General features: G+C 71.5%; 21 protein-coding genes and 1 pseudogene. 7 read left to right on the top strand and 15 right to left on the bottom strand.

All coding sequences use genetic code 11. The annotated features are described in order from the left end of the window. The 4 genes from Q1N79_RS06855 to Q1N79_RS06840 all read right to left on the bottom strand — a co-directional run. Nucleotides 1-342, bottom strand: a 342-nt coding sequence (locus tag Q1N79_RS06855) for an MBL fold metallo-hydrolase (protein ID WP_300605713.1), incomplete at its 3' end; no start/stop codon positions are given. Nucleotides 343-399: 57 nt separating this feature from the next. Further along, nucleotides 400-813, bottom strand: coding sequence for a cupin domain-containing protein (locus tag Q1N79_RS06850; RefSeq protein WP_300605712.1), 414 nt, complete (start codon nt 811-813; stop codon nt 400-402). Next, nucleotides 814-2,202, bottom strand: a complete 1,389-nt coding sequence (locus Q1N79_RS06845) for a hypothetical protein (RefSeq protein ID WP_300605711.1) — start codon at nt 2,200-2,202, stop codon at nt 814-816. A 96-nt stretch (nt 2,203-2,298) separates the two neighbouring features. Continuing rightward, nucleotides 2,299-3,699, bottom strand: coding sequence for a glutamate decarboxylase (locus Q1N79_RS06840; RefSeq protein WP_300605709.1), 1,401 nt, complete (start codon nt 3,697-3,699; stop codon nt 2,299-2,301). A 517-nt stretch (nt 3,700-4,216) separates the two neighbouring features. Here Q1N79_RS06840 and Q1N79_RS06835 point away from each other — a divergent pair. Both Q1N79_RS06835 and Q1N79_RS06830 read left to right on the top strand, forming a co-directional pair. Beyond that, entirely contained in the window at nt 4,217-5,002 is a 786-nt protein-coding gene (locus Q1N79_RS06835) for an IclR family transcriptional regulator (protein ID WP_300605707.1), read from the top strand. A 26-nt stretch (nt 5,003-5,028) separates the two neighbouring features. Beyond that, entirely contained in the window at nt 5,029-5,676 is a 648-nt protein-coding gene (locus Q1N79_RS06830) for a methyltransferase (protein WP_300605705.1), read from the top strand. Between the two features lie 22 nt (nt 5,677-5,698). Here Q1N79_RS06830 and Q1N79_RS06825 read toward each other — a convergent pair whose 3' ends face one another. Genes Q1N79_RS06825 through Q1N79_RS06810 form a run of 4 tightly spaced genes read right to left on the bottom strand, consistent with a single transcriptional unit; the run spans nt 5,699 to nt 9,724 of the window. Further along, nucleotides 5,699-6,097 carry a hotdog fold domain-containing protein gene (locus tag Q1N79_RS06825; protein WP_300605703.1) on the bottom strand — a complete coding sequence of 133 codons (399 nt, stop codon included), beginning with the start codon at nt 6,095-6,097 and terminating at the stop codon, nt 5,699-5,701. Further along, the gene (locus tag Q1N79_RS06820) at nt 6,094-6,888 is read right to left on the bottom strand and encodes an OAM dimerization domain-containing protein (protein ID WP_300605701.1); all 795 of its coding nucleotides are present in this window, start codon (nt 6,886-6,888) and stop codon (nt 6,094-6,096) included. Before Q1N79_RS06820 ends, Q1N79_RS06825 begins: the two co-directional genes overlap by 4 nt. Continuing rightward, nucleotides 6,885-8,492 (bottom strand): lysine 5,6-aminomutase subunit alpha, encoded by a 1,608-nt coding sequence (locus tag Q1N79_RS06815; protein WP_300605699.1) that lies wholly within the window; start codon nt 8,490-8,492, stop codon nt 6,885-6,887. The genes Q1N79_RS06820 and Q1N79_RS06815 overlap by 4 nt, the downstream gene beginning before the upstream one ends. Further along, on the bottom strand, nt 8,489-9,724 hold the full coding sequence (locus Q1N79_RS06810) for an L-erythro-3,5-diaminohexanoate dehydrogenase (protein ID WP_300605697.1): 1,236 nt from the start codon (nt 9,722-9,724) through the stop codon (nt 8,489-8,491). Before Q1N79_RS06810 ends, Q1N79_RS06815 begins: the two co-directional genes overlap by 4 nt. 150 nt (nt 9,725-9,874) lie before the next feature. On the opposite strand from Q1N79_RS06810, the gene Q1N79_RS06805 reads away from it, so the two are divergent. Further along, entirely contained in the window at nt 9,875-11,305 is a 1,431-nt protein-coding gene (locus tag Q1N79_RS06805) for a lysine 2,3-aminomutase (RefSeq protein WP_300605695.1), read from the top strand. Then, nucleotides 11,289-11,948 carry an O-methyltransferase gene (locus Q1N79_RS06800; RefSeq protein ID WP_300605693.1) on the top strand — a complete coding sequence of 220 codons (660 nt, stop codon included), beginning with the start codon at nt 11,289-11,291 and terminating at the stop codon, nt 11,946-11,948. The genes Q1N79_RS06805 and Q1N79_RS06800 overlap by 17 nt, the downstream gene beginning before the upstream one ends. A 134-nt stretch (nt 11,949-12,082) precedes the next feature. Here Q1N79_RS06800 and Q1N79_RS06795 read toward each other — a convergent pair. From Q1N79_RS06795 to Q1N79_RS06780, 4 genes and pseudogenes are all read right to left on the bottom strand, one after another. Beyond that, nucleotides 12,083-12,988: pseudogene (locus Q1N79_RS06795) on the bottom strand (NAD(P)-dependent oxidoreductase); the annotation flags it as partial. A gap of 148 nt (nt 12,989-13,136) precedes the next feature. Next, complete coding sequence (locus Q1N79_RS06790; RefSeq protein WP_300605691.1) at nt 13,137-14,267, bottom strand: LacI family DNA-binding transcriptional regulator; 1,131 nt, start codon at nt 14,265-14,267, stop codon at nt 13,137-13,139. 160 nt (nt 14,268-14,427) lie between these two features. Beyond that, nucleotides 14,428-14,667: a hypothetical protein gene (locus Q1N79_RS06785; RefSeq protein ID WP_300605689.1), complete on the bottom strand. Its 240-nt coding sequence runs from the start codon at nt 14,665-14,667 to the stop codon at nt 14,428-14,430. 74 nt (nt 14,668-14,741) lie between these two features. Further along, nucleotides 14,742-15,473, bottom strand: a complete 732-nt coding sequence (locus Q1N79_RS06780) for a helix-turn-helix domain-containing protein (RefSeq protein WP_300605687.1) — start codon at nt 15,471-15,473, stop codon at nt 14,742-14,744. A 133-nt stretch (nt 15,474-15,606) separates the two neighbouring features. Between Q1N79_RS06780 and Q1N79_RS06775 the strand changes: the two genes are divergently transcribed. After that, a complete protein-coding gene (locus tag Q1N79_RS06775; protein ID WP_300605685.1) occupies nt 15,607-20,025 on the top strand; it encodes a glycoside hydrolase family 38 C-terminal domain-containing protein in 4,419 nt (1,472 codons plus the stop codon). A 68-nt stretch (nt 20,026-20,093) separates the two neighbouring features. On the opposite strand, the gene Q1N79_RS06770 is transcribed toward Q1N79_RS06775, so the two are convergent. Continuing rightward, nucleotides 20,094-21,536, bottom strand: coding sequence for an MFS transporter (locus Q1N79_RS06770; protein WP_300605683.1), 1,443 nt, complete (start codon nt 21,534-21,536; stop codon nt 20,094-20,096). Between the two features lie 147 nt (nt 21,537-21,683). Here Q1N79_RS06770 and Q1N79_RS06765 point away from each other — a divergent pair, with 147 nt between their 5' ends. Beyond that, nucleotides 21,684-22,274 (top strand): TetR/AcrR family transcriptional regulator, encoded by a 591-nt coding sequence (locus tag Q1N79_RS06765; RefSeq protein WP_300605681.1) that lies wholly within the window; start codon nt 21,684-21,686, stop codon nt 22,272-22,274. A 27-nt stretch (nt 22,275-22,301) separates the two neighbouring features. Here Q1N79_RS06765 and Q1N79_RS06760 read toward each other — a convergent pair whose 3' ends face one another. Further along, nucleotides 22,302-22,742, bottom strand: coding sequence for an Lrp/AsnC family transcriptional regulator (locus tag Q1N79_RS06760; protein WP_300605680.1), 441 nt, complete (start codon nt 22,740-22,742; stop codon nt 22,302-22,304). Nucleotides 22,743-23,023: 281 nt separating this feature from the next. Here Q1N79_RS06760 and Q1N79_RS06755 point away from each other — a divergent pair, with 281 nt between their 5' ends. Next, entirely contained in the window at nt 23,024-23,935 is a 912-nt protein-coding gene (locus tag Q1N79_RS06755) for a PAC2 family protein (protein ID WP_300605678.1), read from the top strand. Nucleotides 23,936-23,943: 8 nt separating this feature from the next. On the opposite strand, the gene Q1N79_RS06750 is transcribed toward Q1N79_RS06755, so the two are convergent. After that, nucleotides 23,944-24,273 (bottom strand): Xaa-Pro peptidase family protein (locus Q1N79_RS06750; RefSeq protein ID WP_300605676.1); only part of this gene is annotated, 330 nt, incomplete at its 5' end.

The following is a 24,273-nucleotide window of genomic DNA, read 5'->3' as shown; positions in this document are numbered from 1 at the left end:
ATGCGGGAACTGGTGCAGGTTCCCGATGTGGTCCCAGTGGGCGTGCGTGACCACGACGGTGCCGACCGCGCCCGGGTCGATGCCCAGCTTCGGCAGGGCGTCGGCGGGCGTGGTATCCCAGTTCCGGCCGCGGCGGTCGCCGGCCGCGGGGGCGAAGCCCGTGTCGATCAGGGTGACCCGGCCCGCGCCGCCGCCGTCACGGATCACCCAGAAGAAGTAGTCGAGCTGGATCTTCCCGTCCGGCTCGCCGTACAGGTGGTAGTTGAGGAAGGTCTCGGCGCGCGTGGTGACGCGGTTCCCGTAGCGCACCGCCAGTACCTCGCGCGTACCGTCGTCGGCCACGCTCTCACCCCTTGTGCCGGTTGTGAACTTGTGATCGCCGTCGCGCCTGGCGCCTCGCTAGTCCTCTTCCTTGTCCTCGAAGGCTGCCTTATAGCGTGTGCCGGGGACTTCTTCGTGCCACACGGTGGGGCCAAGCGAGATCGCCGTGTGGGCGACGAACGAGTCCGGGGCCGCGCCGTGCCAGTGCTCTTCGCCGGGCGGGGCCCAGACCACGTCGCCGGCGTGCAGCACGTGCCGGTGGCCGTCCCTGTTCTCGACCATGCCGCGGCCGCTGCTGACCATCAGCACCTGCCCGTCGGTGTGGGAATGCCAGTGGGTGCGCCCGCCCGGCGCGAAGATCACGCTGTTCACCCGCACCTGGGCCGTTTCCCCGTCCTCGAGGAGGACGTCGAGCATGGCCTGCCCGGTGAACGTGCCCTCGTCCCCTAGGCGAGTGGGCTGGCCGTCCCTGCGGCCGCGCGTGTATTCCATCTACTCCGTCCTTCCTGGCAGGTTGATGTCGGCCCAGGCCGCTTCCCACAATGTGCTCACGGTCACCCGCAGGCGCTGGCACGACCGCGGCACAGGCGGCCAGAACCAGAACTCGCCCACGCCTTCGTGACTGCCGCTGCCGCGCCAGTTACCCGGCATCCCCTGGTAGCCCGCTCCGTCGTCGCCGGTCGCGTGCACGGAAAAGCACGGCGTGATCATCGGCCAGTACTCCCCCCGCACCCACGGATGCCCGTACAGCCGGATCCCGGCAAGCTCGCCGTGCGCGGAGACGCTTTCGATGACGGCGGTCGCGTGCTTGAGCGGAAGCTCGGCGACCAGGCCGCTGTGCTCGGACGGCCGGAACTGCGTGTCGCGCCGATGGATGCGGCGCTCCCAGCGCCTCGCCAGCTCTGCCTGCCACGCCGGGCCGTGCGACGGCGGTTCCGGTGGTTCCCGCAGCAGGCGGCTGGATGCCGGGAGGGCGCCGACGCTCATCAGGCAGTCGGCGACGGTGGCCGCGATCCGCGCCGTCTGCTCCGGGGTCAGCTCATTCCCGTTGAGGGTGAAGCCGCTGACCTTGGCGAGGGTTTCGACGAACGCCTCGGCCGGGGCCGGCCACCGCGGCTCGGCGACACCGGTCGGGATGTCAGTGGTCGGGGTGACCGGGACGCGTCGCGGGTCGCCGCCCGCCGCGGACGAGAACTCCAGCCATTGCGGGATGCTGCCCGCGATGCCCGCGTCGCCTGCCACGTCCGGCCGCGCCACGGCTTCGCCGTGCCACTCATACCGGCCCGGCCCGCTCCGGCTCAACCCGGCGGCGCCGGTCAGTTCGTAGCCGCGGCCGGCGTCGTCGGTGACCGAGAGCTGGGCCAGGAGCCCTGTTGAGTGAGCTGCTATCGGCTGGCGGGCCGGCGCGGCGCGCGGTGTTTCATCCGCCGAAGGGATCGCGACGGCGGTCGTTCGCACGGTCATCCGCCAGCCGGTCCTGGTCAGTTTCAGCCAGTCGATGCTGATCTCGGACTGCTGATCGGCCAGCGTGACCGGCAGCCGCACGCCGGCGGGCAGCACCCGCAGCGGCACCTCGCCCGTCTCGTCGGCCCCGGCGACCCGTGCCGTCCAGTACCCGTGCGCGCCCGGGCGGACGGTGAGCTCTCCCTGACTGACCCCCCACAGCGCGGTGATGCCCTTGGCCTCCAGGGCCGCACGGTGCCCGGCGAGGATCTGCTCGGCGCGCTGCTCCGCCACCAGGCCGAGCATCACGAACGCGTTCGCCGTCGCCATCACGCCCAGTGACTGCGCGAGCAGGGGATGGCCCGGGCGTGCCACGCGCAGGGCTTCGGCGGTCAGTGACCGCAGGCACTCCTCCGGCTCCGCCGGCTGGCTGCTCACGCAAGCAACGTTAGACGCGCCCGCCCGCCATGACCATGGGCCGCCCGACGAAATCCGCGTCACCCGCTGCAAGCGCGCCGCAGGATGCCGCCACGGCTACAGGTGGCTGAACCCGCCCGATTCCTCCTTGGTCATGGACACGGTGACCGGGTGCTTGCCGAAGTGAGCGATCGCGTCGCGGAAGTCGTCAAGCAGCAGGGACGCCATGTCCTGGCTGACGCCGAGCCGGACGAGGATGCGCTGCACGGCGATGTCGGACGCCGTCCCCGTCAGCGTGTAGGCAGGCACCTGCCACCCGCGGGTGCGCAGCCGGTCGGCCAGGTCGAACAGCGTGTAGCCGGGGTTCTCGCCCTCGCGGACGCGCCAGGTGACTGTCGGGATTCCGGTGTTCGGATTGCTGTCGCACAGCAGCTCGAACGGGCCCATCTTGGCGATCTCGGCGGCGAGGTACTGGCCGATCTCGTAGGACGCCATGTGGACGCGGCGGTAACCGTCACGGCCGAGCCGCAGGAAGTTGTAATAGCTGGAGATGATCTGGCCGGCCGGCCGGGAGAAGTTGATCTGGAACACCGGCATGTCGCCGCCCAGGTAGTTGACGTGAAACACCAGGTCCTCAGGCAGTTCGCTGCTGTCTCGCCAGATCACCCAGCCGACGCCCAGGGGGGCCAGCCCGAACTTGTGCCCGGAGGAGCTGATCGACTTGACCCGGGGCAGGCGGAAGTCGAACGCGACCGCCGGCGCGCAGAACGGGGCGAGGAAACCGCCGCTTGCCCCGTCCACGTGGATGTCGAGGTCAAGGCCCTTGTCCGCCTGCAACGTGTCCAGGGCCTGCGACATCGCCTCGACCGGCTCGTACGCGCCGGTGTAGGTCACGCCGAGCGTCGGCACGACCATGATCGTGTTCTCGTCCACCCGCTCGAGCATCGAGGCCGGATCCATCATGTACGCGCCCGGCGACATGGGGACCTCGCGGATCTCGACATCCCAGTAGCGGGCGAACTTGTGCCACACCACCTGGACCGGGCCGCACACCATGTTCGGGTTGTCCGCGGGCTTGCCCGCGGCCCGCCGCTTGGCCCGCCACCGCCATTTGGCCGCCATGCCCGCCAGCATGCAGGCCTCCGAGGAACCGATGGCCGAGGCGCCCACGGTGTTGGCCGCCTCGGGCGCGTTCCACAGGTCGGCCATCATGTGCACGCACCGCCGCTCTATCTCGGCGGTCTGCGGGTACTCGTCCCTGTCGATCATGTTCTTGTTGACCGACATCGCCATCAGCGCCAGCGCCTCGGGTTCCTCCCATGTCTGGCAGAACGTGGCGAGGTTCTGGCGCGCGTTGCCGTCAAGCATCAGCTCGTCGGACACTATCTGGAACGCGTCCCTGGGCAGCGTTCCCTCCGGCGGGAACCGGTACTTGGGCACCGGCCTGGTCAGGTCCCTGTCGGCGAACACGCAGTCCCCGAGCTGCGCGCGGACCGTGTCGCGATCATGCAATGTCATGGTCATCGATGCTGGCCCCAACTGACCCGTCCCGTCATCACCCGCCGAGGGGGAAGCGATCGCCCTAGCGGCCGGTACCCTCAGGAAAACGCGCTGCCCGGCGGGCGGCCGGCCCGGCCTGAGGGGGACCTTCGCCTACCCCGGGCCCTTGCGCACATGACATGCCGCCATAAAGGCTCGCGGATGGAACAAACCGCCCATACCGGGCGCGATCCGCGCCCGCTGGACAACATAGGACCCAAGCGGCAGCCAAAAATGCGGATAAAACGGACAATAAATCTGCGGCTCGGGTCCTAACTTGGTGTCCGACGCCGTCCGGCTATCTGAGACCGCCAGCCGGACATCCGCCTAGCCTCAGCCAGCCTGCCACGCCCCACCCGGCCGCGCGGCCGCCACGGACCAGGATTGGTGGTGGGGCCCACACCACCAATAACCGCGCGAACCCAGCGGGGGAAGCTGTGCCGGATGGCGGGCAAAGGGTGTTCATATGCCAATACAGTGTTCTAGTATTCGGGACATGCTGCAGTCAGATAATGGCGCGGGGTTCTCGCAGTCGCTCGAGCGGGGCCTGGCGATCCTCAGCGCGTTCACCCCCGACCGCCCTGCGCTCGGGATCAGCGAGCTGGCGCGCAAGCTCGCCCTCACCCGCAGCACCACCCACCGCTACGTCGCCACGCTGGCCAGCCTCGGCTATCTCCAGCAAGACGACGCGACGCGCAAGTACCGCCTCGGCCCGCGCGTCCTGGACCTGGGATTTTCGCTGCTGGGGTCCATGGACCTGCGCGAGATCGCCGCGCCGCACCTGCGGCGGCTCACCGACACCACCGGGCACACCTCGAACCTGGCCATCCGCGACGACACCGACGTGATCCTGATCGACCGCGTGCGAGGGCGGCCTGGCCGCTACCACCACCTCGAATACAGCCTGCACGTCGGCTCGCGGCTGCCCTCCTACTGCAGCGCGACCGGCAAGGCGCTGCTCGCCTTCCTGCCGCGCCCCGAGCTGGACAGGCTCCTTGACCGGATCGATCTCGTCCAGCGCGGGCCCCGCACCGTGACCGACAAGGCCGCGCTGCTCGCCGAGCTCGAGGAGGTGCGCCGCACCGGCGTCGCCGTCAACGACGAGGAACTCGACAGCGCGCTGCGGTCGATCGCCGCGCCCGTCCGCGCCCGGTCCGGCGAGGTCGTCGCCGCGGTCAACGTCTCCATCCCATGGTCGCCCGTGGCGATGAACGAGCTCGTCAGCCAGCTCGGGCCGACCCTGCAGGCCACCGCGCGCCAGATCGCCGCCCGGGTGATCTGACCGCACGGCGGCCCCATGCTCCGGTGATGACGCCCGAGGACCTCGTCCGCTCGGGCACCACGTGGCAGGCGGTCCCGTTCGTCCCGGAAATCAGGCTGCTGACCGCGGCGGAGCCGTTCGGGCTCTGGCACAGGACCGAACTGGACGCGCCGCCGTTCTGGGCATTCCCGTGGGCAGGCGGCCAGGCGCTCGCACGGTACGTTCTCGACAGCCCCGCTGTCGTGGCGGGGCGGCACGTGCTCGACGCCGCGTCCGGCTCCGGCCTGGTCGCGATAGCCGCCGCGAAGGCAGGCGCGGCCAGCGTCACCGCCGGGGACGTCGACCGCAACGCGGTAACGGCGATCGGCATCAACGCCGCGGCGAACGGCGCCGCGGTGACCGCCCGCGCCCTCGACCTCGCCGCCGACGGCGCGCACACGGCCGATGTGGTGCTTGCCGCCGACGTCTTCTACCAGCGCGAACTCGCCGAACTCGCGCTGTCCTTCCTCCGCGGCGCCGCCCGGTCGGGCGCCGACGTGCTGGTCGCCGACCCCGGCAGGGCCTTCTTCCCCGCCGCCCGCCCAAGCCCCCTGCCAGAGGCCGCGCTCACCCCGCTCGCCAGCTACGAGGTTCCCGTGCTGAGCGTGCTTGAAGACACGCCAGTGAAGAAAGTGACGGTGTACCGCCTCGGCTAGCCGGGCTGGCTAGCCAGCCCGGCTAGGCGGGCTTGTGCGGGACCACCACGGTTCCCGTGGCGGTGACCGCCACGATGGGCTCGGCCAGCACCGTGGCGGCGGACGGGCCGCGGGCCGGGTCGGCGCGGCAGACGATCCGCGCCTCGAACGACAGCTGGCGGCTGCGCCGGCCGACCCCCGTCACCGTGCAGGTCGCCTCCAGCACGTCGCCGGCCAGCACAGGAGCGCGGAACCGCACGTCGGAGTACGCGGCGAACAGCCCCTCGTCGCCGTCCAGCCGGACGCACGCCTCGGTCGCCGCGTCGCCGAAAAGCCCGAGCACGTACGCCCCGTCGACCAGTCCCCCGCCGTAGTGCGCGTCGCCGTGCCTGACGTACCGCCGGTGGGTGACGGTCAGCCCGGTCCGCGGATCGCCGGTCACCGCTCGCCGGCCGCGGCCGGGGCGGGAACCGGCGCGAGCGCGTGCGCCAGGTAGCTGGCCACCTCGCCGGGCGTGGTGCCGCGGCCGAAGATCTTGTCCACGCCGAGCGACGCCGCCTCCGCCGCCGACGGGTCGAACCGCGGCCCGCCGACCACGAGCAGCGGCCAGTGCCGCGGCGCCGCGAACTCGGGGGCCGCGCGGAACGCCGCCGCCAGCTCTCGCGCGTTCGACAAGTGCGCGTCGCGCTGGGTGACCACCTGGCTGACCAGCACCGCGTCGGCCCGCTCCGCGGCGGACCGCTCGACGAGCGAGCCGATGGGCACCTGGGCGCCGAGGTTCACCACCCGGATCTCCCGGTAGTACTCCAGGCCCTTTTCCCCCGCGTGGCCCTTCACGTTCAGGATCGCGTCGATGCCCACCGTGTGCGCGTCGGTTCCCACGGTCGCCCCCACGACCACGAGCTTCCTGCCCAGGGCGGCGCGGATCCGCAGGTTCACCTCGGCCGGGGACAGCAGCTCGAACTCGCGCGGCGCCACCACCACTGCCGACAAATCGACAAGGTGACTTACCCGCCCGTACACGATGAAGAAGGTGAAGTCAGGGCCGACCGGCTTGGTGTGCACGACCATCGCGGGTGACAGGCCCATCTTGCCCGCGAGCTGAAGCGCGGCGCCTTCTGCCACCGCCCGGTCGGCCGCGGACACGGCGGGAACCGGCAGCGTGAACGACACCTGCACGCGGCCGTCGCCGGTGGTGTCGCCGTACGGCCGGACGACGTCAGCCAGGCTCATTCCGGGTCCCCTCCGATGATCGCGGACAGCGGGCTGTCCGGCCGGGGCGGGCCCGCGGGGGCGGACTCCAGCGCTTCGGAGACGGGGTTGAAGTAGCCGTCCGCCCGCTCGATGACGCCGTCCAGGCCGCGCCCGCCGTCCGGCGGGCGCTTGGTGACGCCGAACGTCCCGTCCGCGATCGCGGTCAGCAGGCCGTCGGCCTCGATCCGGCGCAGCAGCCCCACCGCCTCGGCCAGGACCTGGTGGGCCCGGCCGGTCACGAACGAGTCCGGCTGGAACGAGGCCCCGAGCCGCCCGGCGGCGGCCCGCACGTAGCGGACGTTCTCAAGCGCCAGGTCCCGGTCGGACAGGAACGGGGTGTGAATGCCCTCGGTCATCATGCCGACGAGCAGGATCGACTGATCGGTCATCAGCCCGCACAGGTTGAAGAACGCGTCGAGCAGGTAGCCTGCGAACACGTTGCCCGTCATGTGCTTGGTCGGCGGCATGTACTTCAGCGGGGCGCCGGGGAACAGCTCGCGGACCAGCTGCGCGTGCGCGAGCTCGAGCAGGAACGAGTCGGGCACCGCGGGGTTGATCTCGAAGGCGTGCCCGAGCCCGAGCTGCCAGGTCGCCAGCCCGGCCTCGCGCGCGAAATACTCATTCAGCAGCTGGGACACGACGACCGTGTGCGCCGCGTCGACCGCGTCCGCGGTCGTGAGGTAGTTGTCCTCGCCCGTGTTGATCACGATCCCGGCCCGTGCGTGCACCTGGCGGGAGAAGCGCTGGTCGATGAACGTCCGCACCGGGTTGATGTCGCGGAAGATGATCCCGTACATGCAGTCGTTCAGCATCATGTCCAGCCGCTCGAGCCCGGCGAGCGTGGCGATCTCCGGCATGCACAGCCCGGAGGCGTAGTTCGTCAGCCGGACGTAGCGGCCGAGCTCCCGCGAGGTCGCGTCAAGCGCGGCGCGCATCAGGGCGAAGTTCTTCCGCGTCGCGTAGGTGCCCGCGTACCCCTCCCTGGTGGCCCCCTCGGGCACGTAGTCGAGCAGCGACTGGCCGGTGGACCGGATCACCGCGATCACGTCGGCGCCCTCCCGCGCCGCCGCCTGCGCCTGCGGGATGTCTTCGTAGATGTCGCCGGTGGCGACGATCAGGTAGATCCAGGGGGCGGGCGGGTCGGCGAGGTCCGCGATCATGGCCGACCGCAGCGCCCGCTGCGCATCCACGGCGGCCAGTCCTTGTCGCACAGAACGAAGCGCTTGTTCCCGCGCTGCCGCCGCTTCCTCCCCCGCAGGGAGGCGGAACTTGACCTGGCGGGCCGCGGCTTGTTCGGCCAGCGTGCGCAGGTTCGGGTAGCCGCCCGCGAGCATGGCGTCCCAGGCCGGCAGCGCGATGCCGTGCTCGAGCCCGGTCGCGTCCGCGATCGCGTCGGCGAGCCGGTTCACCCAGGGCATGCCGTCGGAGTCGGCGCCGTCCAGGCCGGCCAGGCGCAGCACCGCCCGCTCGATCGAGACCGTGGTATGCGTGCGGGCCAGCCGCGTCACCGGCTCCCCCGCGCGCCTGGCCAGCTCGCGGGCCTCGCGGACCACGGCCGGGTCCAGGTTCAGCTTCGGGGTCATCGCGCCCCGCCTTCGTGGCCGTCACCACCGGATGAATGTGACATCGAGCCGCCTATCACCGGCTGTCTGTCACATTCATCATGCCGGGCGGCGGGGTGGGGCTGGGCGCGGTGGTCGAACAAGGCGCGCACCGCTGGATTGGCCCTGATCAGGTCCAGCGCGTAGGCGGCGTGGCCGGGGACGTAGCCGTTGCCGATGAGCATCGTGACATCCGCCGCCGCGCCTTCGGCGCCCAGGGCCGCCGCGCTGAAGCTCGTGGCCATCGAGAAGAACACGACCGTGCCGCCCTGGGCGGTCGACAGGATCGCGCCGCCCTCGCAGCCTGGCACGTCGACGCAGACCACGGTGACGTCGGCGGGCCCGCCTCTTGCTGTTATCGCCTGTGCCAGCAGGACCGGCTCCCGCGCGTCGGCGATGACGACCTCGTCGACCAGCGGGGGCGCTGGCGGGTTAGCGCCTGCCCGGGGCGGCGGCAGGGTGGTGGCGAGATCGTTGGCCTGGCGCAGCAGGCTTGCTTCCGCCTCGCCGGGGACCACCCCGATGATCCAGCTGGCGCCCGCCTGCCTGGCCGCGGCCGCGGACAGTGAGCCGCTCTTGCCTGCCGCGCCGAGTATGGCGACGACCGGGCCGCGGGGGGCGGACTCCGTCAGGGACTTCAGCACGCGCCTCGTCAGCGCCGGCGCGCCGCAGACGTCGAGCACGGACAGCGCCAGCGGGACCGGGAGGTCGCCGGGCAGGACGGCGGCGACGGACCTGCCGAACAAGATCGCGTGACCGTCGCACGGCACCTGCTCGGACAGGCCGTCCCAGCGTTCCAGGCCGTCGTAGACCTCAAGCGGCGTGAGCGTCAGCGAGACCAGGGTGGCCACCCGGTCACCTGGCGCCAGGCCGAGCGGCGAGTCCTGGCCCACTTCCGCCACGACCCCGGTGAGCATGCCGCCCGAGCCGGTGACCGGGTTGTGCATCTTCCCGCGGCTGGCGATGATCTCGCGGACGGCCTCCCTGATCGCGTCGCCGTCGCCGTCGGCCGAGTCGGACAGCTGCCGGTAGGAGGCGGCGTCCAGGTTGAGCCTGTCCACCCGGATCCGCACCTCGTCCGGGCCGATCCGCGGGCTGGCGTCGAGGCGCCAGGCGGCTTGCGGGAGCACGCCGGCCAGGCGCTCCCCCGGGTCAGCCACCCTGGTCAGGCCGAGCGAGGCGGCGAGCGGCGAACCGTCAGCAGATCGTGCCATGCGATCATCCTTCCCCGGGCAGTCACTGTTCGCGCAGGCAGAAGCCAGGGATCGTTCGGGAAAATCTTCTATCTAACTACTGATTAACCGTAGCTTCTTTCGTACGATACGAATAGTACCGGAGTATCGTTCGCCGACTCGGGAGACAGCATGGGCGATCTGCAGCAGCCGTACGAGTACAGGCGCCGTGAGCTCGCCGAGCCGGACTGGCGGCGGCTGCCGGGGTGGGCCGGGGTGACGCGCGCGGAGTGGGAGTCCGCGCAGTGGCAGCGGGCACACTGCGTGAAGAACGCCAGGCAGCTGCGCGAGGTCGCCGGCCCCGGGCTGAGCGAGGCCTTCCTCGCCGACCTGGAGCGGGACCAGCGGGAGCGGGCCACGATGTCCATGCTGGTCCCGCCGCAGATGCTGAACACGATCGCGCCGGGGGTGGCCGCGTCCGCGCCGGATTTCACCGACGCGTGGCGGGCGGACCCGGTGCGCCGCTACATGCTCCCGCTGTTCAGCGACCGGCAGCCGACGTGGCCCTCGCACCCGTACGCGCAGCGCGACTCGCTGCACGAGGCGGAGATGTGGGCGGTCGAGGGGCTCACCCACCGGTACCCGACGAAGGTGCTCGCCGAGCTGCTGCCGACCTGCCCGCAGTACTGCGGGCACTGCACGCGGATGGACCTGGTCGGGAACCCGACCGCGGCGTTCGGCAAGTACAAGTTCGAGCTGGCCCGCGAGAACCGGCTGGCCGCCATGCTCGACTACCTGCGCGCGACCCCGGGCGTCCGGGACGTCGTGGTCTCCGGCGGCGACGTGGCGAACCTGCCGTGGGCGCGGCTTGAGTCGTTCGTGTCCGCGCTGCTTGAGATCGACTCGGTGCGCGACATCCGGCTGGCGAGCAAGGCGCTGATGGGGCTGCCGCAGCACTGGCTGTCTGACGAGGTGCGGGCAGGGATGGCGCGGCTGGCGGCGACGGCGCGGTCGCGGGACGTGTCGCTGGCGATCCACACGCACGTGAACGCCGCGCAGTCGGTGACCCCGCTGGTGGCGCGGGCCGCCCGGGCGATGCTCGAGGCCGGGGTTAGGGACGTGCGCAACCAGGGCGTGCTGCTGCGCGGCGTCAACGCCGGCTGGTCCGGGCCAGCAGGTGAAAACGACGCAGGCGCGCTGCTCGACCTGTGTTTCGCGCTGCTCGACGGGGCCGGGATCCTGCCGTACTACTTCTACATGTGCGACATGATCCCCGGCGCCGAGCACTGGCGGCTGACGCTCGGTGAGGCGCAGCGGCTGCAGAGCGCGATCATGGGCTACCTGCCGGGGTTCGCGACGCCGCGGGTGGTCTGCGACGTGCCGTACGTGGGCAAACGGTGGGTGCACCAGGTGGCGCGGTATGACACCGCGCTGGGCATCTCGTACTGGACGAAGAACTACCGGACCGCGCTCGAGGCCGCCGACCCGCTCGCGCTCGAGCGGGAGTACCCCTACTACGACCCGGTGCACCTGCTGCCAGAAGCGGGCCAGGCCTGGTGGCGCGACCGGGTGCGCCAGCCGGAGCTCGTTGAATTAAGTTTGTCGCATGACACGGCGCAGTGAGCAGATCAGCCTCCACCTCAACGCCTACCTGACGGCACACAGCACCCCGCCGGACGCGATCTTGCGGGAACTGGCCACGGAGACGGCGGAGCGCTACCCGAACGAGATCCACCTGCAGGTCGCTGCCGAGATGGGCACGCTGCTGACGCTGCTGACCAGGCTCAGCCGGGCGCGCCGCGGGATAGAGGTTGGCACGTTTACCGGGTACTCGTCGATCTGCATAGCCCGCGGGCTCGGCGCCGGCGGCCGGCTGCTGTGCTGCGACGTCAGCGAGGAGTGGACCTCGGTGGCACGCAAGTACTGGGAGAAGGCAGGGCTGGCCGACCGGATCGAGCTGCGCCTTGGCGCCGCGCTCGACACGCTGCGCGCGCTGCCGCGGGAGGAGGCCTTCGACGTGGCGTTCATCGACGCGGACAAGCTGTCCTACCCCAAATACTGGGCGGAGGTCGTGCCGCGGGTGCGCAGCGGCGGCGTGATCATGGTGGACAACACGTTCTCCCACGGCCGGGTGCTCGACGCGGGCAACGACAACCCGTCGGTCATCGCGGTGCGCGCGATGAACGACCAGGCGGCAGCCGACGAACGCGTCGAGCTGGTCATGATCCCGCTCGGCGACGGCCTGACGGTCGCGCTCAGGCACTGAGCCGGCTGCCGCGGGCGCGTGCTGGCGCCCGATAAGGATCGCGCCGGGCCGGGTGGGCCGAGCCCGTCCGACACGTCGGCGTGCTCGCTTTCCAGCGTCAGGCCGGCCAATTGCGCCTCCTGCTCGATCAGTGCCGCGAAATCGACGTCGCCGTAGCCCCGGCTGACCAGCGACTGGATGAGCTGGTGCACCACCGCGGCCACGGGCATCGGGACCTCGCACTCCCGCGCCGCCGCCAGGCCGAGGTCGAAGTCCTTGCGCAGCAGGCGCGCGGTGAACGTGGCCTCGAAGTCCAGGTTCACGTAGGCCGGCGTCTTGTACTGGGTGAACTGCGAGCCCACGACGCTGTTGTTGAGACAGGCCAGGAAGGCCTCCCGGCTGATTCCGCTGGCCTGGGCGAGAATCGTGATCTCCGCCATCGACGCGGCGACCACGCCGAGGAACAGGTTGTGACACAGCTTGACGACCCGCGCCAGCTCCCCGTCGCCGACGTACGTGACGCCGCGGCCGAGCATGTTCAGGTAGGGCTGCGCCGTGTCGAACGCGTCGCGCGGGCCGGAGACGGCGGCGGTCATCCTGCCGACCTCAACGACCTTCGGGTTTCCCATCACCGGCGCGGCGAGCAGCGCGGTGCCGCGCTCGCCGAGCCTTTCCCTGACGATCGCCGAGGCGTCAGCGGACACCGTCGAGGTGTCGACGACGATCTTCGGGGAGGCGCTGCCGGAAATGAGCCCGCCCGGCCCGGTCAGGGCGGAGACGAGGTCGGCCGGCGTGCCGACCGCGGTGAAGACGATGTCGCAGCCGGCCAGTTCCTGGCAGGAGCCCGCCGCCTTGGCGCCCAGCTCGACGAGCGGTGCCGCCTTGGCCGCGGTGCGGTTGTAGACGGTCACGTCGCAGCCGTTGGCAAGCAGACGGCGGACCATGGCGGCACCCATCCGGCCGGTACCCAGCCACCCCAGCTGGAGTGCCTCACCGTGTCGAGTCAATGCCTTCCCCGTCCTGCCTGCCCCGCCCCGACTGCACGGCACAATCGTTTGCATTAGAGGCTCTCCTGCCGGCGGCGGTTTGTCAATCCGTCATGCCCAATCCGTTATCAGGCTGTGGCGTCCGGCTCCCGCTCGCAGCCCCGGCTGGCCGGCTCCTGGCTGCCAGCTCCTGGCTCCTGGCTCCTGGCTCCTGGCTCCTGGCTCAGCGCTTGCGGCGCGCCGCGGCGCGGCGCAGCGGGACCATGTTGGGGGTGATCACGTCATCGCCGGCCGCGGCGGCGGCGGCATGGCCGTGGACAGCCGCGGGGGCCAGCGGGATCGTGGAGCCGCGAGCGACCAGCTCCGGCGCGAGGTAGAGGATCTTGACCGGGCTGTCGGCGTCCTCGATCCGCTCGAGCAGCAGCTTGGCCGCCTCCGTGCCCAGCCTGTAGTGCGGGAATCGCACCGTCGACAGCGGCGGGCGCAGCCGGTCGATGAACGGCATGTCGTTGAAGCCGATCACGGAGATGTCCTCGGGACAGCGCATGCCGACGTCGTCGAGCGCGCCGTAGCAGCCGACCGCGAGCATGTCGTTGGCCGCCACGATCGCGGTCAGCTCGCCGTTGGCGGACAGGAGTTCGTGCCCGCAGCGGCGGCCCTCCTCGATCGTGTAGTTGGACGCGTAGACGACCACGGACTCGTCGGCCGTCAGGCCGTGCGAGAGCATCGCGTCGTGGAACCCGCGCAGCCGGGCGACGCCGGTGGAGACTTCCTGCGGGCCCGCGATGTGCCCGATCCGCGTGTGCCCGAGCGAGACCAGGTGCGCGACCGCGGCCGACTCGCCCTGCTCGTTGTCCACAGAGACGGAGGAGAACGGGTATCCCTGCGCGGTCCGGTTCATCAGGACCACCGGCAGGTCGGCCTCGGCGGCCTCGGCGAGCAGCGGGTTGTGCAGCGTCGCGGTGGCCAGCACGAAGCCGTCGACGTGCCGCGCGCGCATCTGGTCGAAAACCGCCCGCTCGCGCGCCAGGTCTCCGTCGGTGTTGCCGATGAGCACGACGTAGCCCTGCTTGGCGAGCCGGTCCTCAAGGCCGCGGACGATCGGCGGGAACAGCGGGTTGTTCAGGTCGGGGATGAGCACGCCAATCGTGTGCGAGCGCCGCGTTCGCAGCGACCGGGCCACCGGGTTGGGCCGGTAGCCGAGCCGCTCGGCAGCCTCGGTGACGCGCCGGGCGGTCTCCTCGCTGACCAGGAGCCTGGTCCCGGGGTTCAGCGCACGCGACGCCGTTGCGGGATGCACGCGTGCCGCGGCCGCCACATCCCGCAACGTCGCGGGCCGGTCGGACATGGACATGGCACTCCTTCGCGTGGATCGGCGCCCGATGAATCCGTTTTGCCGGGAAACCAGGCCTCAGAAGGAACGGAAAACGATTGTTCCCGCCTCTTTCACCACCCTACCGCGCGGCAGCGGGTGCGCCAAGGACATCGTTGCCATGCTGACCTGGGCACCCGTGTCACAGTGCGCGGCTCGCCGAGATGACGATCACCCACGACCGCTCGCGCCGCCCGGCTTCGCCCACGGGCGACAGCGTGGTCCGCGACCAGCGGACCCGGTAGCGCGGCAGGCGCACGCTTGCGATGCCCCGGCGGGGGGCCGCCGCGCGCGCGATGGCCGCCGCGCGCCGCCTGCCCGCCTGCCGGGTCAGTTCGTCATGGTGCTGTTCGGCCAGCGCGCCGGCAATCTCCGGATGCATGATCGGTCTCCTCTGGAGTAAGTAGAACTTACGATGTATCGCGTCTGACCGCATTGTCAAGATATATCTCGAAGTTACTCGCCGGTTTCTGTCTCGGGGGCGCTGTCCGGCAGCGCGGCCAGGTCCTCGCGCGGGTACCCGAACACCGCGAACTCCACGGGCAGGGCGCCCGCCGGCCGGAGCGACCGGTCGAAGCGCCGGTCCATGTACGGCTCGAACACCTCGCGCAGCGCCTTCCCCACCTGCCCGGTCTCCTCTGGCGTGAGATAAGCGACGGTGGTGGACGACTCGGCCGCGTCCTCCCATCCGGTGGGCCAGGAGTTCCGTGCGAACGCGCGCCCGATGCGGTCAAGCAGCCGCTCGTACCAGACCTGCGCCAGCGCCTCGGCGGCCAGCTTGGCCTGCGGCGCCTGGTCCTTGTCCGACAGGCTGATGCTCCGGTGCGCGATCGTCCACGGCCGCTCCCTGCCGCGCCCGCCGCCGGCCTCCTTGATGTACCCGTACTTGGCCAGCGTCCGCAGGTGGAACGCGCAGTTGGCCGGCGACTCCCCCAGCAGCTCGCTGGCCTGCGTGGCGGTCAGCGTGATCGTGGCCCCGATGATGTCGAGCAGCGCCATCCGCACCGGATGCGCGAGCGCGCGCATCGCCTTCGGGTCGGTGAGCCGCAGTTCGCTGTGCCTGGGATCGGGGGCCGGGCCGGGGGCCGCCTCGGCGGCCGGCCGGCGGCGGCGGGGCGCGGACCTGGGCGCGTCCCCCGATCCTGGCCGGGTCGCCGGCGCTGCCTCTGGTCGTTCTTCGGAACTCATGTTTCGAAACGCTACGCTCGAAAGGGTTCTTTTGACAAGACTTCTCGGAAGACTTCTTCCGAGAAAATTCCTCCCGCCGCCAGCGCGCGCAGCGCCGTGGCTCACCGCCGGCGTTCCGTGCGACGATGGAAATATGCGGATCACTGGCGTGGAATCAACCGACCTGTTCCAGGGCACCACAAGCCGCCCGCTGCAAGTCATCCGGGTCACCGTCGAGAGCACGCGGCCGAGCGAGACCGGCGCGCCGGCCACGCTGCGGATCGCGGGGCCGTGGGCAGACACCCCGGCCCCGTTCGGGATAACGGGGACGGAACCGGGCGAGAGCCGCACCTATGAGGTGGCGGCCGCCGTCACGGGCGCTCCGGGCACGCTCCGGCCTGTCACCGTGATCGCCGAGACCGCAAACGATCGCATCGAGCATGCCGCGCAGCTCACCGTGGCCGAGCCCGGCTGGACGATGTGGATGGTCAGCCACTTCCACTACGACCCCGTGTGGTGGAGCACGCAGGGCCAGTTCACCGAGGCGCGGCTCGTGCTGCCCGACGAGGACGGCAAGCTGCCGGACGCCAGGAGCGCGTTCGAGCTCGTGCGGCTGCACCTGGAGAAGGCGCGCCGCGACCCCGACTACAAGTTCGTGCTCGCCGAGATCGACTACCTCAAGCCGCACTTCGACGCGTTCCCCGCCGACCGGGCGGACCTGCGCGCGCTGCTCGACGAGGGGCGCGCCGAACTCGTCGGCGGCACCTACAACGAGCCGAACGCGAACCTGACCGGGGCCGAGACGACGATCCGCAACGCGGTCTACGGCGTCGGCTTCCAGCGCGGGGTCCTGGGCGCGGACCCGCGATCGGCGTGGATGCTGGACGCCTTCGGCCACGATCCGGGGTTCCCCGGGCTGATGGCCGCCGCCGGGCTCACCTCGTCCTCGTGGGCGCGCGGCCCGTTCCACCAGTGGGGCCCGGACGACAACACGCGGATGCAGTTCCCCGCCGAGTTCGAGTGGCTCTCCCCCGACGGCGGCGGGCTGCTGACGTCCTACATGGCCAACCACTACGGCGCGGGCTGGATCGTGCACACCGCGGCCGACCTGGCGTCGGCCGAGCAGGCGGCCTACGAGCAGTTCCGCTCGCTCGCCGCCGTCGCCGCGACCCGCAACGTCATGCTCCCTGTCGGGTCGGACCACGTGATCCCCGCTCGCTGGGTCACCGACATCCACCGGTCCTGGAACAGCAGGTACGTGTGGCCGCGGTTCGTCACGGCGATCCCGCGCGACTTCTTCGACGCGGTGCGGGCGGAGGCCGCCGCGCCGGCGTCGGGCGTGTGGATCACGCCGCAGACCAGGGACATGAACCCCGTCTACACCGGCAAGGACGTCTCCTACGCCGACACCAAGCAGGCCAACAGGGCGGGCGAGACCGCGGTCGCCGAGGGCGAGCGGCTGGCGACGCTCGCCTGGCTTGACGGCGCGCCGTACCCGGCGGAGTCGCTGGACAAGGCGTGGCGGCAGCTTGCCTACGGCGCGCACCACGACGCGGTCACCGGCACGGAGTCCGACCAGGTGTACCTGGACCTGCTGGCGGGCTGGCGGGAGGCGTGGCAGCGCGGGGATGCGGCCCGCCGGGACGCAATCGATTTCATCGCTTCCCGTTCCAGCCCTGCGCGGACGGGCGGCGGCCCGGCTGGCCGCGACCGCGCGATCATCGTGTGCAACGGCCTGGCCCGCGAGCGTGACGGCATGGCGCGGGTCACGGTGCGGATTGACGAGCCGGGCACGCCCTGGCTCGCGGTGTGCGACGCGTCGGATGGCAGCGTGCTTGACGCGCTGGCCGAGGGGGTGCGCCGGCACGACGACGGCTCGCTCGCCGAGATCACGCTGACGTTCCGCGCGGCCGGCGTCCCGGCGCTCGGGTACCGGCGCTACCTGCTGAGGCCGCTCGAGCGCGGCGCCGGGGGCTGGGCCGACGACGCGGGCACCGCGATCGAGAACGGCGCCTTCCTGGTGACCGCCGACCCGGCCAGGGGCGGCACGCTCGCGATTACCGACACGCGCGCCGGCCGGGACGTGCTGCGCGGCCCGGGCAACGAACTCGTGCTGCAAGAGGAGTACGACAAGCACCCGCGGTGGGGCGAGGGCCCGTGGCACCTGTCGCCGAAAGGCCCGGGCCAGGGCTCGGCAGGCGTCCCCGCGACCGTCCGCGCGCAGCATTGCCCCGTCGGACGGCGGCTGCTGGCCACGTTCAGGCTGGGCGACCTGGAGATCACGCAGGAGACGCTGCTCTGGCACGGGTCGGACCTGGTCGAATTCCGCACGCACGTGTCCGGGTCGATCGGGAAGGACCACCTGCTGCGGGTCCGCTTCCCCGCCGACGTGCCCGGCGGCCTGCCGGTCTACCAGACGGCGACCGCGGTGATCGGGCGGCCGTTCGGCGTGCCTGAGGCGGACACCGCCACGCACTGGTGGACGCTGGACAACCCGGCTCACCACTGGTTCGGGCTCGGCTCGGTCGCACGGGTCGCGGCGGACACGCCGGAAGGCGAGGTGCCCGCGGCGATCGGGGTGGCCGAGGTGATCACCCCCGACACGATCCCGAACGAGCAGCAGCGTCTCATCAGGGACCTGGTCGTCTGCCTCGCAGGGACCGGCGTCACGGCGACCTGCTCGCGCGCCGCCGGGCCGCGCTACGGGTCGGTGGACCTGGACTCCAACCTGCCGGACTTCCGGATCGCGCTCGGCGGGCCCGAGGAGAACGCGTTCACCGCCGAGGTGCTCGCGGCCAGCGACCCGGCGGTGGCCAAGCGGCTGGCCGCGCTGGTGTCGGACCGCCGCGCCGCGCGGCTGTGGGTGCCGGCCGCACGGACGCGGGCGGAGGCGTTCGCGCCGGACGCGGACCTGCGCGGCCCCCGTGACCTGCCGGTGCTGATCGTCGCGACCGCCGACCCCGCTGCACTGGAGCGGGCGCTCGGCGACCTGCTCGCCGAGGTGACCGCCGGCTCGATCCGGGCCGACGCGGCCGACGGCGCGCCTGGCGACCGCGCGCTGGCGGAGGGCGCGGTCGCGCTGTTCAACCAGGGGACGCCGTCCGCCGTGGTCACGCCGGACGGCACGCTGTGGATGTCGCTGATGCGCGCCTGCTCGAGCTGGCCGTGCGGGGTGTGGATCGACGGCGACCGGCGCACCGCGCCGGACGGGAGCAGCTTCGCCTGGCAGCACTGGAGCCACACGTTCGCCTACGCGCTCGCCTGCTCAGGCGACGGCTGGCGCGAGGGGCGGTTCAACGCGCGCGCCGAGCATTACAACCACGAGCTGATCGCCGTGGTCAGCGGCGGGGTTTCCCGGCAGGACGCCGCGGACGCGAGCCCCGACCTGGTGTCGGTCAGCGCGCCGAACGTCTCGCTGACCGCGCTCAAGCCGTTCGGCAATCCGCTGGCAGCGGGCCGGCCCGGCACGCCGGCTTCGCCGGGCCTGCCCGGCTTGCCTGGTGACAGCCGAGATGTCACCGTCCGGCTGCGGGAGACCGACGGACGGCCGGCGCTCGCGGCCCTGCGCTTCGCGGGCGGGATCGAGGCGGCCTGGCGCACCGACATCCTCGAGGAGTCGCTGGGGAGCCCGCTGACCGTGACCGACGGCGTCGCGTACGCCGGGCTCAGCCCGTTCGAGACCGTGACGCTTGCCGTACGGCCGGCGCGGGCCGGCCGTACGGGCACGCCGGATGCGCGGTCGGCCGCGCCCGCGCCGCCGGAGCCCGCCCAGCCGGTGTACACGCGGTACTGGCTGCACGGAAAGGGCCCGGCACCCGCGGGCAACGTCCCTGTCGCGGTGCACTTCACGCCGACCAGGGTCACGCTTGCCGGCGTCGGCGCCGGCGCCGGCAACCAGGCCGGCCGGACACGGCTGACCGTGGCCTGCGGCCCCGAGCCCGCCTCCGGCGGGGCGGAGCTCATCGTGCCCGCCGGGCTCGTGGCGGAGATCGGTGACGCCCCGGCCGGCTCGGGCAGCCTGCTGCGCTACGACCTGCCGGGCGGCGGGTTCGCGACCTGGGACGTGACGGTGCGGGCACTGCCCGCGGCCGCGGCGGGGCGGTACTTCGTCGCGGCGCGGATCGGTGACGAGCTCGGCCAGCAGCTCGAGGACGCCGCGCTGGTCACGGTCGGCGAGCCCGGCGGCCCGGACGCCAGCCTGCCGCCCGAGGAGCTGTTCTTCCGGCTGCAGTCCGACGTGCAGGCCCTCGCAGGCGAGGCGGACGTGGAGGTGCTGACGCCGGGCCTGCGGCTGGCACCCGGACACAGCGGCGAGCTGACCATCCGGGTCGCCAGCCACCTGGCGTCGCCGCTGCGCGGTGAGGTGCAGCTGATCTCGCCGTTCGGCAGCTGGGAGGCGGCCGGCCCGTGGACACGGGCCGTGCACGTGGCTCCCGGCGGCGAGGCGACGGTCAGCTTCGGCGTCGCCCTCCCGGCGACCGCCGTGCCCGGCTGGCAGTCATGGCTGCTTGTCAAGCTCATGTACTTCGGCCGGGTCCGCTACTCCGAGGCGGTCCCGCTCACGGTCATCTAGGATCTCGGCCCGCCGGGCCGTGCCCCGTTGAAGATGTGGGATAGAAAACCACCAGTACTGGTGGTTTTCTATCCCACATCCTGGCCAACCCGCGTCTTTGCGGGGCCGCGTTCGGGCCGGCCCGCGGCGGCGGCCGGGTTCTGGGCGCCGCCGCGCAGCAGCACGATGATCGCCAGCAAGGCGACCGCGTCGAAGATCGCCGCGAGGCCGAACGCGGCGGACACGCCGTGCGAGAGCACGCGATGCCGCAGCGCCACCGCGGACAGGCCGGCCACCGGGTGCGCCAGGACGCTCCGGGTGGCGGTGCCGAACACCGCGACAAGCACCGCGAGGCCGACCGACCCGCCCACCTGCTGCATCACGTTGACCATGCTGGAGGCGGCGCCGGAGTCCTCCCGGCGCACGCCGGCCAGCGAGGCGGTCGTCAGCGGCACGAACACGATGCCCATGCCGAAGCCGAACGCCAGCATCGGCCCGAAGACGCCGTCCCAGTAGCCAGTGGCCGGCGAGACCCGGGACAGCCACGTCATCCCGGCGATAACCGGAACCATGCCGACTATCATCATCCGCCTGCCCCCGAACCTCGGGATCAGCCGCGGGGCGACGCGCGAGGTCGCGAACAGGGTGATCGACATCGGCAGGAACGCCACCCCCGCGCGCAGCGGGCTGAAGCCGAGGACGTCCTGCAGGAACTGGGTGAGGAAGAAGAACACCCCGAACATGCCGGCCACCAGCAGCAGCCGGACCGCGTAGGACCCGGACCGGCTGGCGTCGGCGAACAGCCGCAGCGGCGTGATCGGCTGCGGGGTGCGGACCTCGGTCAGCAGGAAGACCGCGAGCAGCACGACGGCCGCCGCGAACGCGGCCACGGCCGTGCGGTCGCCCCAGCCGTCCGCCGCGGCCCTGATGAAGCCGTAGACGAGCGCGGCGACCCCCGCCGTGGACGTGATCGCGCCGACCAGGTCGAACCGGCCGGGCAGCCGCGGCGTCTCGGCGACGAACAGCGGCGCAAGCGCGACGACCAGGAAACCGATCGGGACGTTGATGAACAGCACCCAGCGCCAGGACAGCCACTCGGTGATCACGCCGCCGAGCACAAGGCCGAGCGACGCCCCCCCGGTGACCACGCCGGCGTAGATGGCCAGCGCCCGGACCCGCTCCCGGCCTTCCGGGAAGCCGCTGACGACAAGGGCCAGGACGGCGGGCGAGGCGAGCGCGCCGCCGATCCCCTGCACGGCACGCGCGGCGAGCAGCATCCCCGCGGACGTGGCCAGGCCGCCGGCCAGCGAGGCCAGCGTGAACACGATGATCCCGGCGAGGAACATGCGCCGGCGGCCGAGGATGTCACCGGCTCGCCCGCCGAGCAGCAGCAGACCGCCGAAGGTCAGCATGTAGCCGTTCATCACCCAGGCCAGGCTGGTCGACGAGAAACGCAGTCCCGTCTCGATGTGCGGCAGCGCGATGTTGACCACGGTCGCGTCGAGGATGATCATCAGCTGCGCGCCCAGCATGATGGCGAGCGCTACGCCCGGGCGCCCGGCTCGGGCGAAACCGCCACGCTGGCGATCGGGCGAGGTACGATGAGGAAAGATTCGGAGGTTCACTCCGGTTACTATACGGAGGGTCACTCCGTTTTGGCAAACCGGTTTCGCGCACAGATGAGTACGACCACTAACGAAGCGCGGATGCGCGCCGACGCGCGGCGCAGCCGCGCCAAGCTGCTCGAGGCCGCGACCGCGGCGTTCGCCGAGAACGGCGCGGACGCGCCGCTCGATGACATCGCGCGCCGGGCCGGTGTCGGGATAGGCACCCTGTACCGGCACTTCCCCACCCGGATCGACCTGCAGGCGGCGGTCTTCCGCAGCCAGGTGCAGTCGGTCTGCGCGACGGCCGACGACCTCATCGCCACCGCGACGCCCGAGCAGGCGTTCGCCGGCTGGCTGCGGGCCATGGCCGCGTACCTGATCACCAAGCGCGGCCTGTCCAGCGCGCTGATCGCGACCCTGGGCAGGGACTGCGAGCTGATCTCAAGCTGCTGGATGGCGATGCACGACACGGCCGAGCGCCTGCTTGCGCAGGCGCAGCAGGCCGGGGTGGTGCGCGCCGACGTCAGCGCCGAGGACGTGCTGCGGCTCGCGCACGGCATCGTGGTGACGACAGAGCACTCACCGGAACAGACCGACCGGCTGCTGTCGCTGGTGCTCGACGGCCTGCGCCCCCGGCAGGACGGCGCGCAGGAGGCGAAGTAACGGCTCGTTCTGGATAATGGGTTTTCCCTAGATCCCCGGCGGGCGGTTCTCGTACGGCGTGCTGAGCACGATCGTGGTGCGGGTGGACACGTTCGCGAGACTGCGGATCTGCTGCAGCAGGTCCTCAAGCCCCGCCGGGGACGAGACGCGGACCTTGAGGATGTAGTTCTCGTCGCCCGCGACACTGTGACAGGCCTCGATCGCGGCGAGATGGCGCAGCCGGTCCGGCACGTCGTCCGGGACGGCGGGGTCGAACGGCTTTATCGACACGAACGCCGTGAGCGGAAGCCCGAGCACTTCCGGATCGCACAGCGCCACGTACCCGGTGATGACGCCATCTGTCTCGAGTCTGCGGACACGCTGATGAACGGCGGACACCGACAGCCCCGCCTGCCTGGCGAGCTCCGTGAAGCTCATCCGTCCGTTGCGGCACAGCAAGGACACGATCCTGCGGTCGATCTCTTCCACCACGACAACTTAACGTGAATTCTTCCCGTCCGTGACGCCTGGCGATAACGGAATTATCTCATGCTTTACTCATTCGTGACTTGCGGGCGGAACGCACCGTATTCCGCGCATATCTCCCCGTAACCCAGCACGGGGCCCTTGCTTCCCTGTTGGACCGTGATCGGGCCGGCCGCGCCACGCCGCGCCGCGCCGCGCCAGGGACCCTCGCCTCCCGGGATCGTTCTGGCTCACGCGTGCGTTGCACGGCCAAAGATGGTGGCACGTGGTGGGAGACTGTAAGCATGCGGCAGCCCGAAGAACTCTACGAACTGGACGTGGCGGCGCCGGACGTGGGCGGCGCCGCCATGCTCGTGCACCTCGACGGGTTCATGGACGCCGGCGCGGCGGGCCGTCTGCTGACCGAGCACCTGCTTGAGGCCTTCGACCACCGGACGGTGGCCACGTTCGACACCGACAGGCTGCTGGACTACCGGTCCCGCCGTCCGCTGATGACCTTCGACAAGGACCACTGGGACAGCTACGACCGGCCCCGGCTTGAAGTGAGCCTGCTCGGGGACACCAACGGGAAGCCGTTCCTCGTGCTGAGCGGCCCTGAGCCAGATCACGAGTGGGAGCTGTTCACCACCGCCGTCCGGTTGCTCGCGAACCGGCTCGGCGCCGGCACCGTGATCACCTACCTCGGCATCCCGATGGGCATCCCGCACACCCGGCCGCTGGGCGTGCTCACGCACGCCACCAGGACCGGGCTGGTGACAAACCGGGTCCAGATGCCCAGCAAGCTGCAGGTGCCGGCGAGCGCGTCCGCGCTGCTTGAGTTCCGGCTCGGCGAGGCCGGCCGGGACGCGATCGGGTTCGCCGTGCAGGTGCCGCACTACCTGTCCCAGGCCGCGTACCCGACCGCGGCGCTGGCCCTGCTCGACTCGGTGTGCGAGGTGACCGGGCTCGACCTGCCCGCGCTCGAGCTGCGCGAGGCGGCGGACCGCACGAACGAGCTGATCGACCGCCAGGTCGCCGAATCCACCGAGGTCGCCGAGCTGGTGCACAGCCTTGAGCAGCAGTACGACGCGGCGGTAGCCGCCGACGGCGAGAACCTGCTCGCCGAGGGCGAGGAGATGCCGACGGCCGAGGAGCTGGCGGCGCAGTTCGAGCAGTTCCTCGCCGACCAGCAGCGGGGTGACTCCCCCGACCGGTAGGCGCCTCCCTATCGCTCGACGACGACGAGCTCGCGGGTGGCGTTGTTCAGGCGCTCGTGACCCTCGCCTGTGCAGACGACGATGTCCTCGATCCGCGCGCCGTGCGGGCCTGGGTAGATCCCCGGCTCCACGGAGAACGCCATCCCCGGCTGCAGCGCCGTGCCGTTGCCCTCGACGATGTACGGATCCTCGTGCGACTCAAGGCCGATGCCGTGACCGGTCCTGTGGATGAACCATTCGCCGTAGCCCGCCGCCTCGATGATGCCGCGGGCGGTCCTGTCGACCGACTCGGCGGTGACGCCCGGCCGCACGACCTGGCACGCCTCGTCCTGGGCCTG

Origin of the sequence: Trebonia sp. (assembly GCF_030042015.1) — a bacterium.
Classification (GTDB): Bacteria; Actinomycetota; Actinomycetes; order Streptosporangiales; family Streptosporangiaceae; genus Trebonia.
This window is presented reverse-complemented; position numbering and strand designations above follow the sequence as displayed.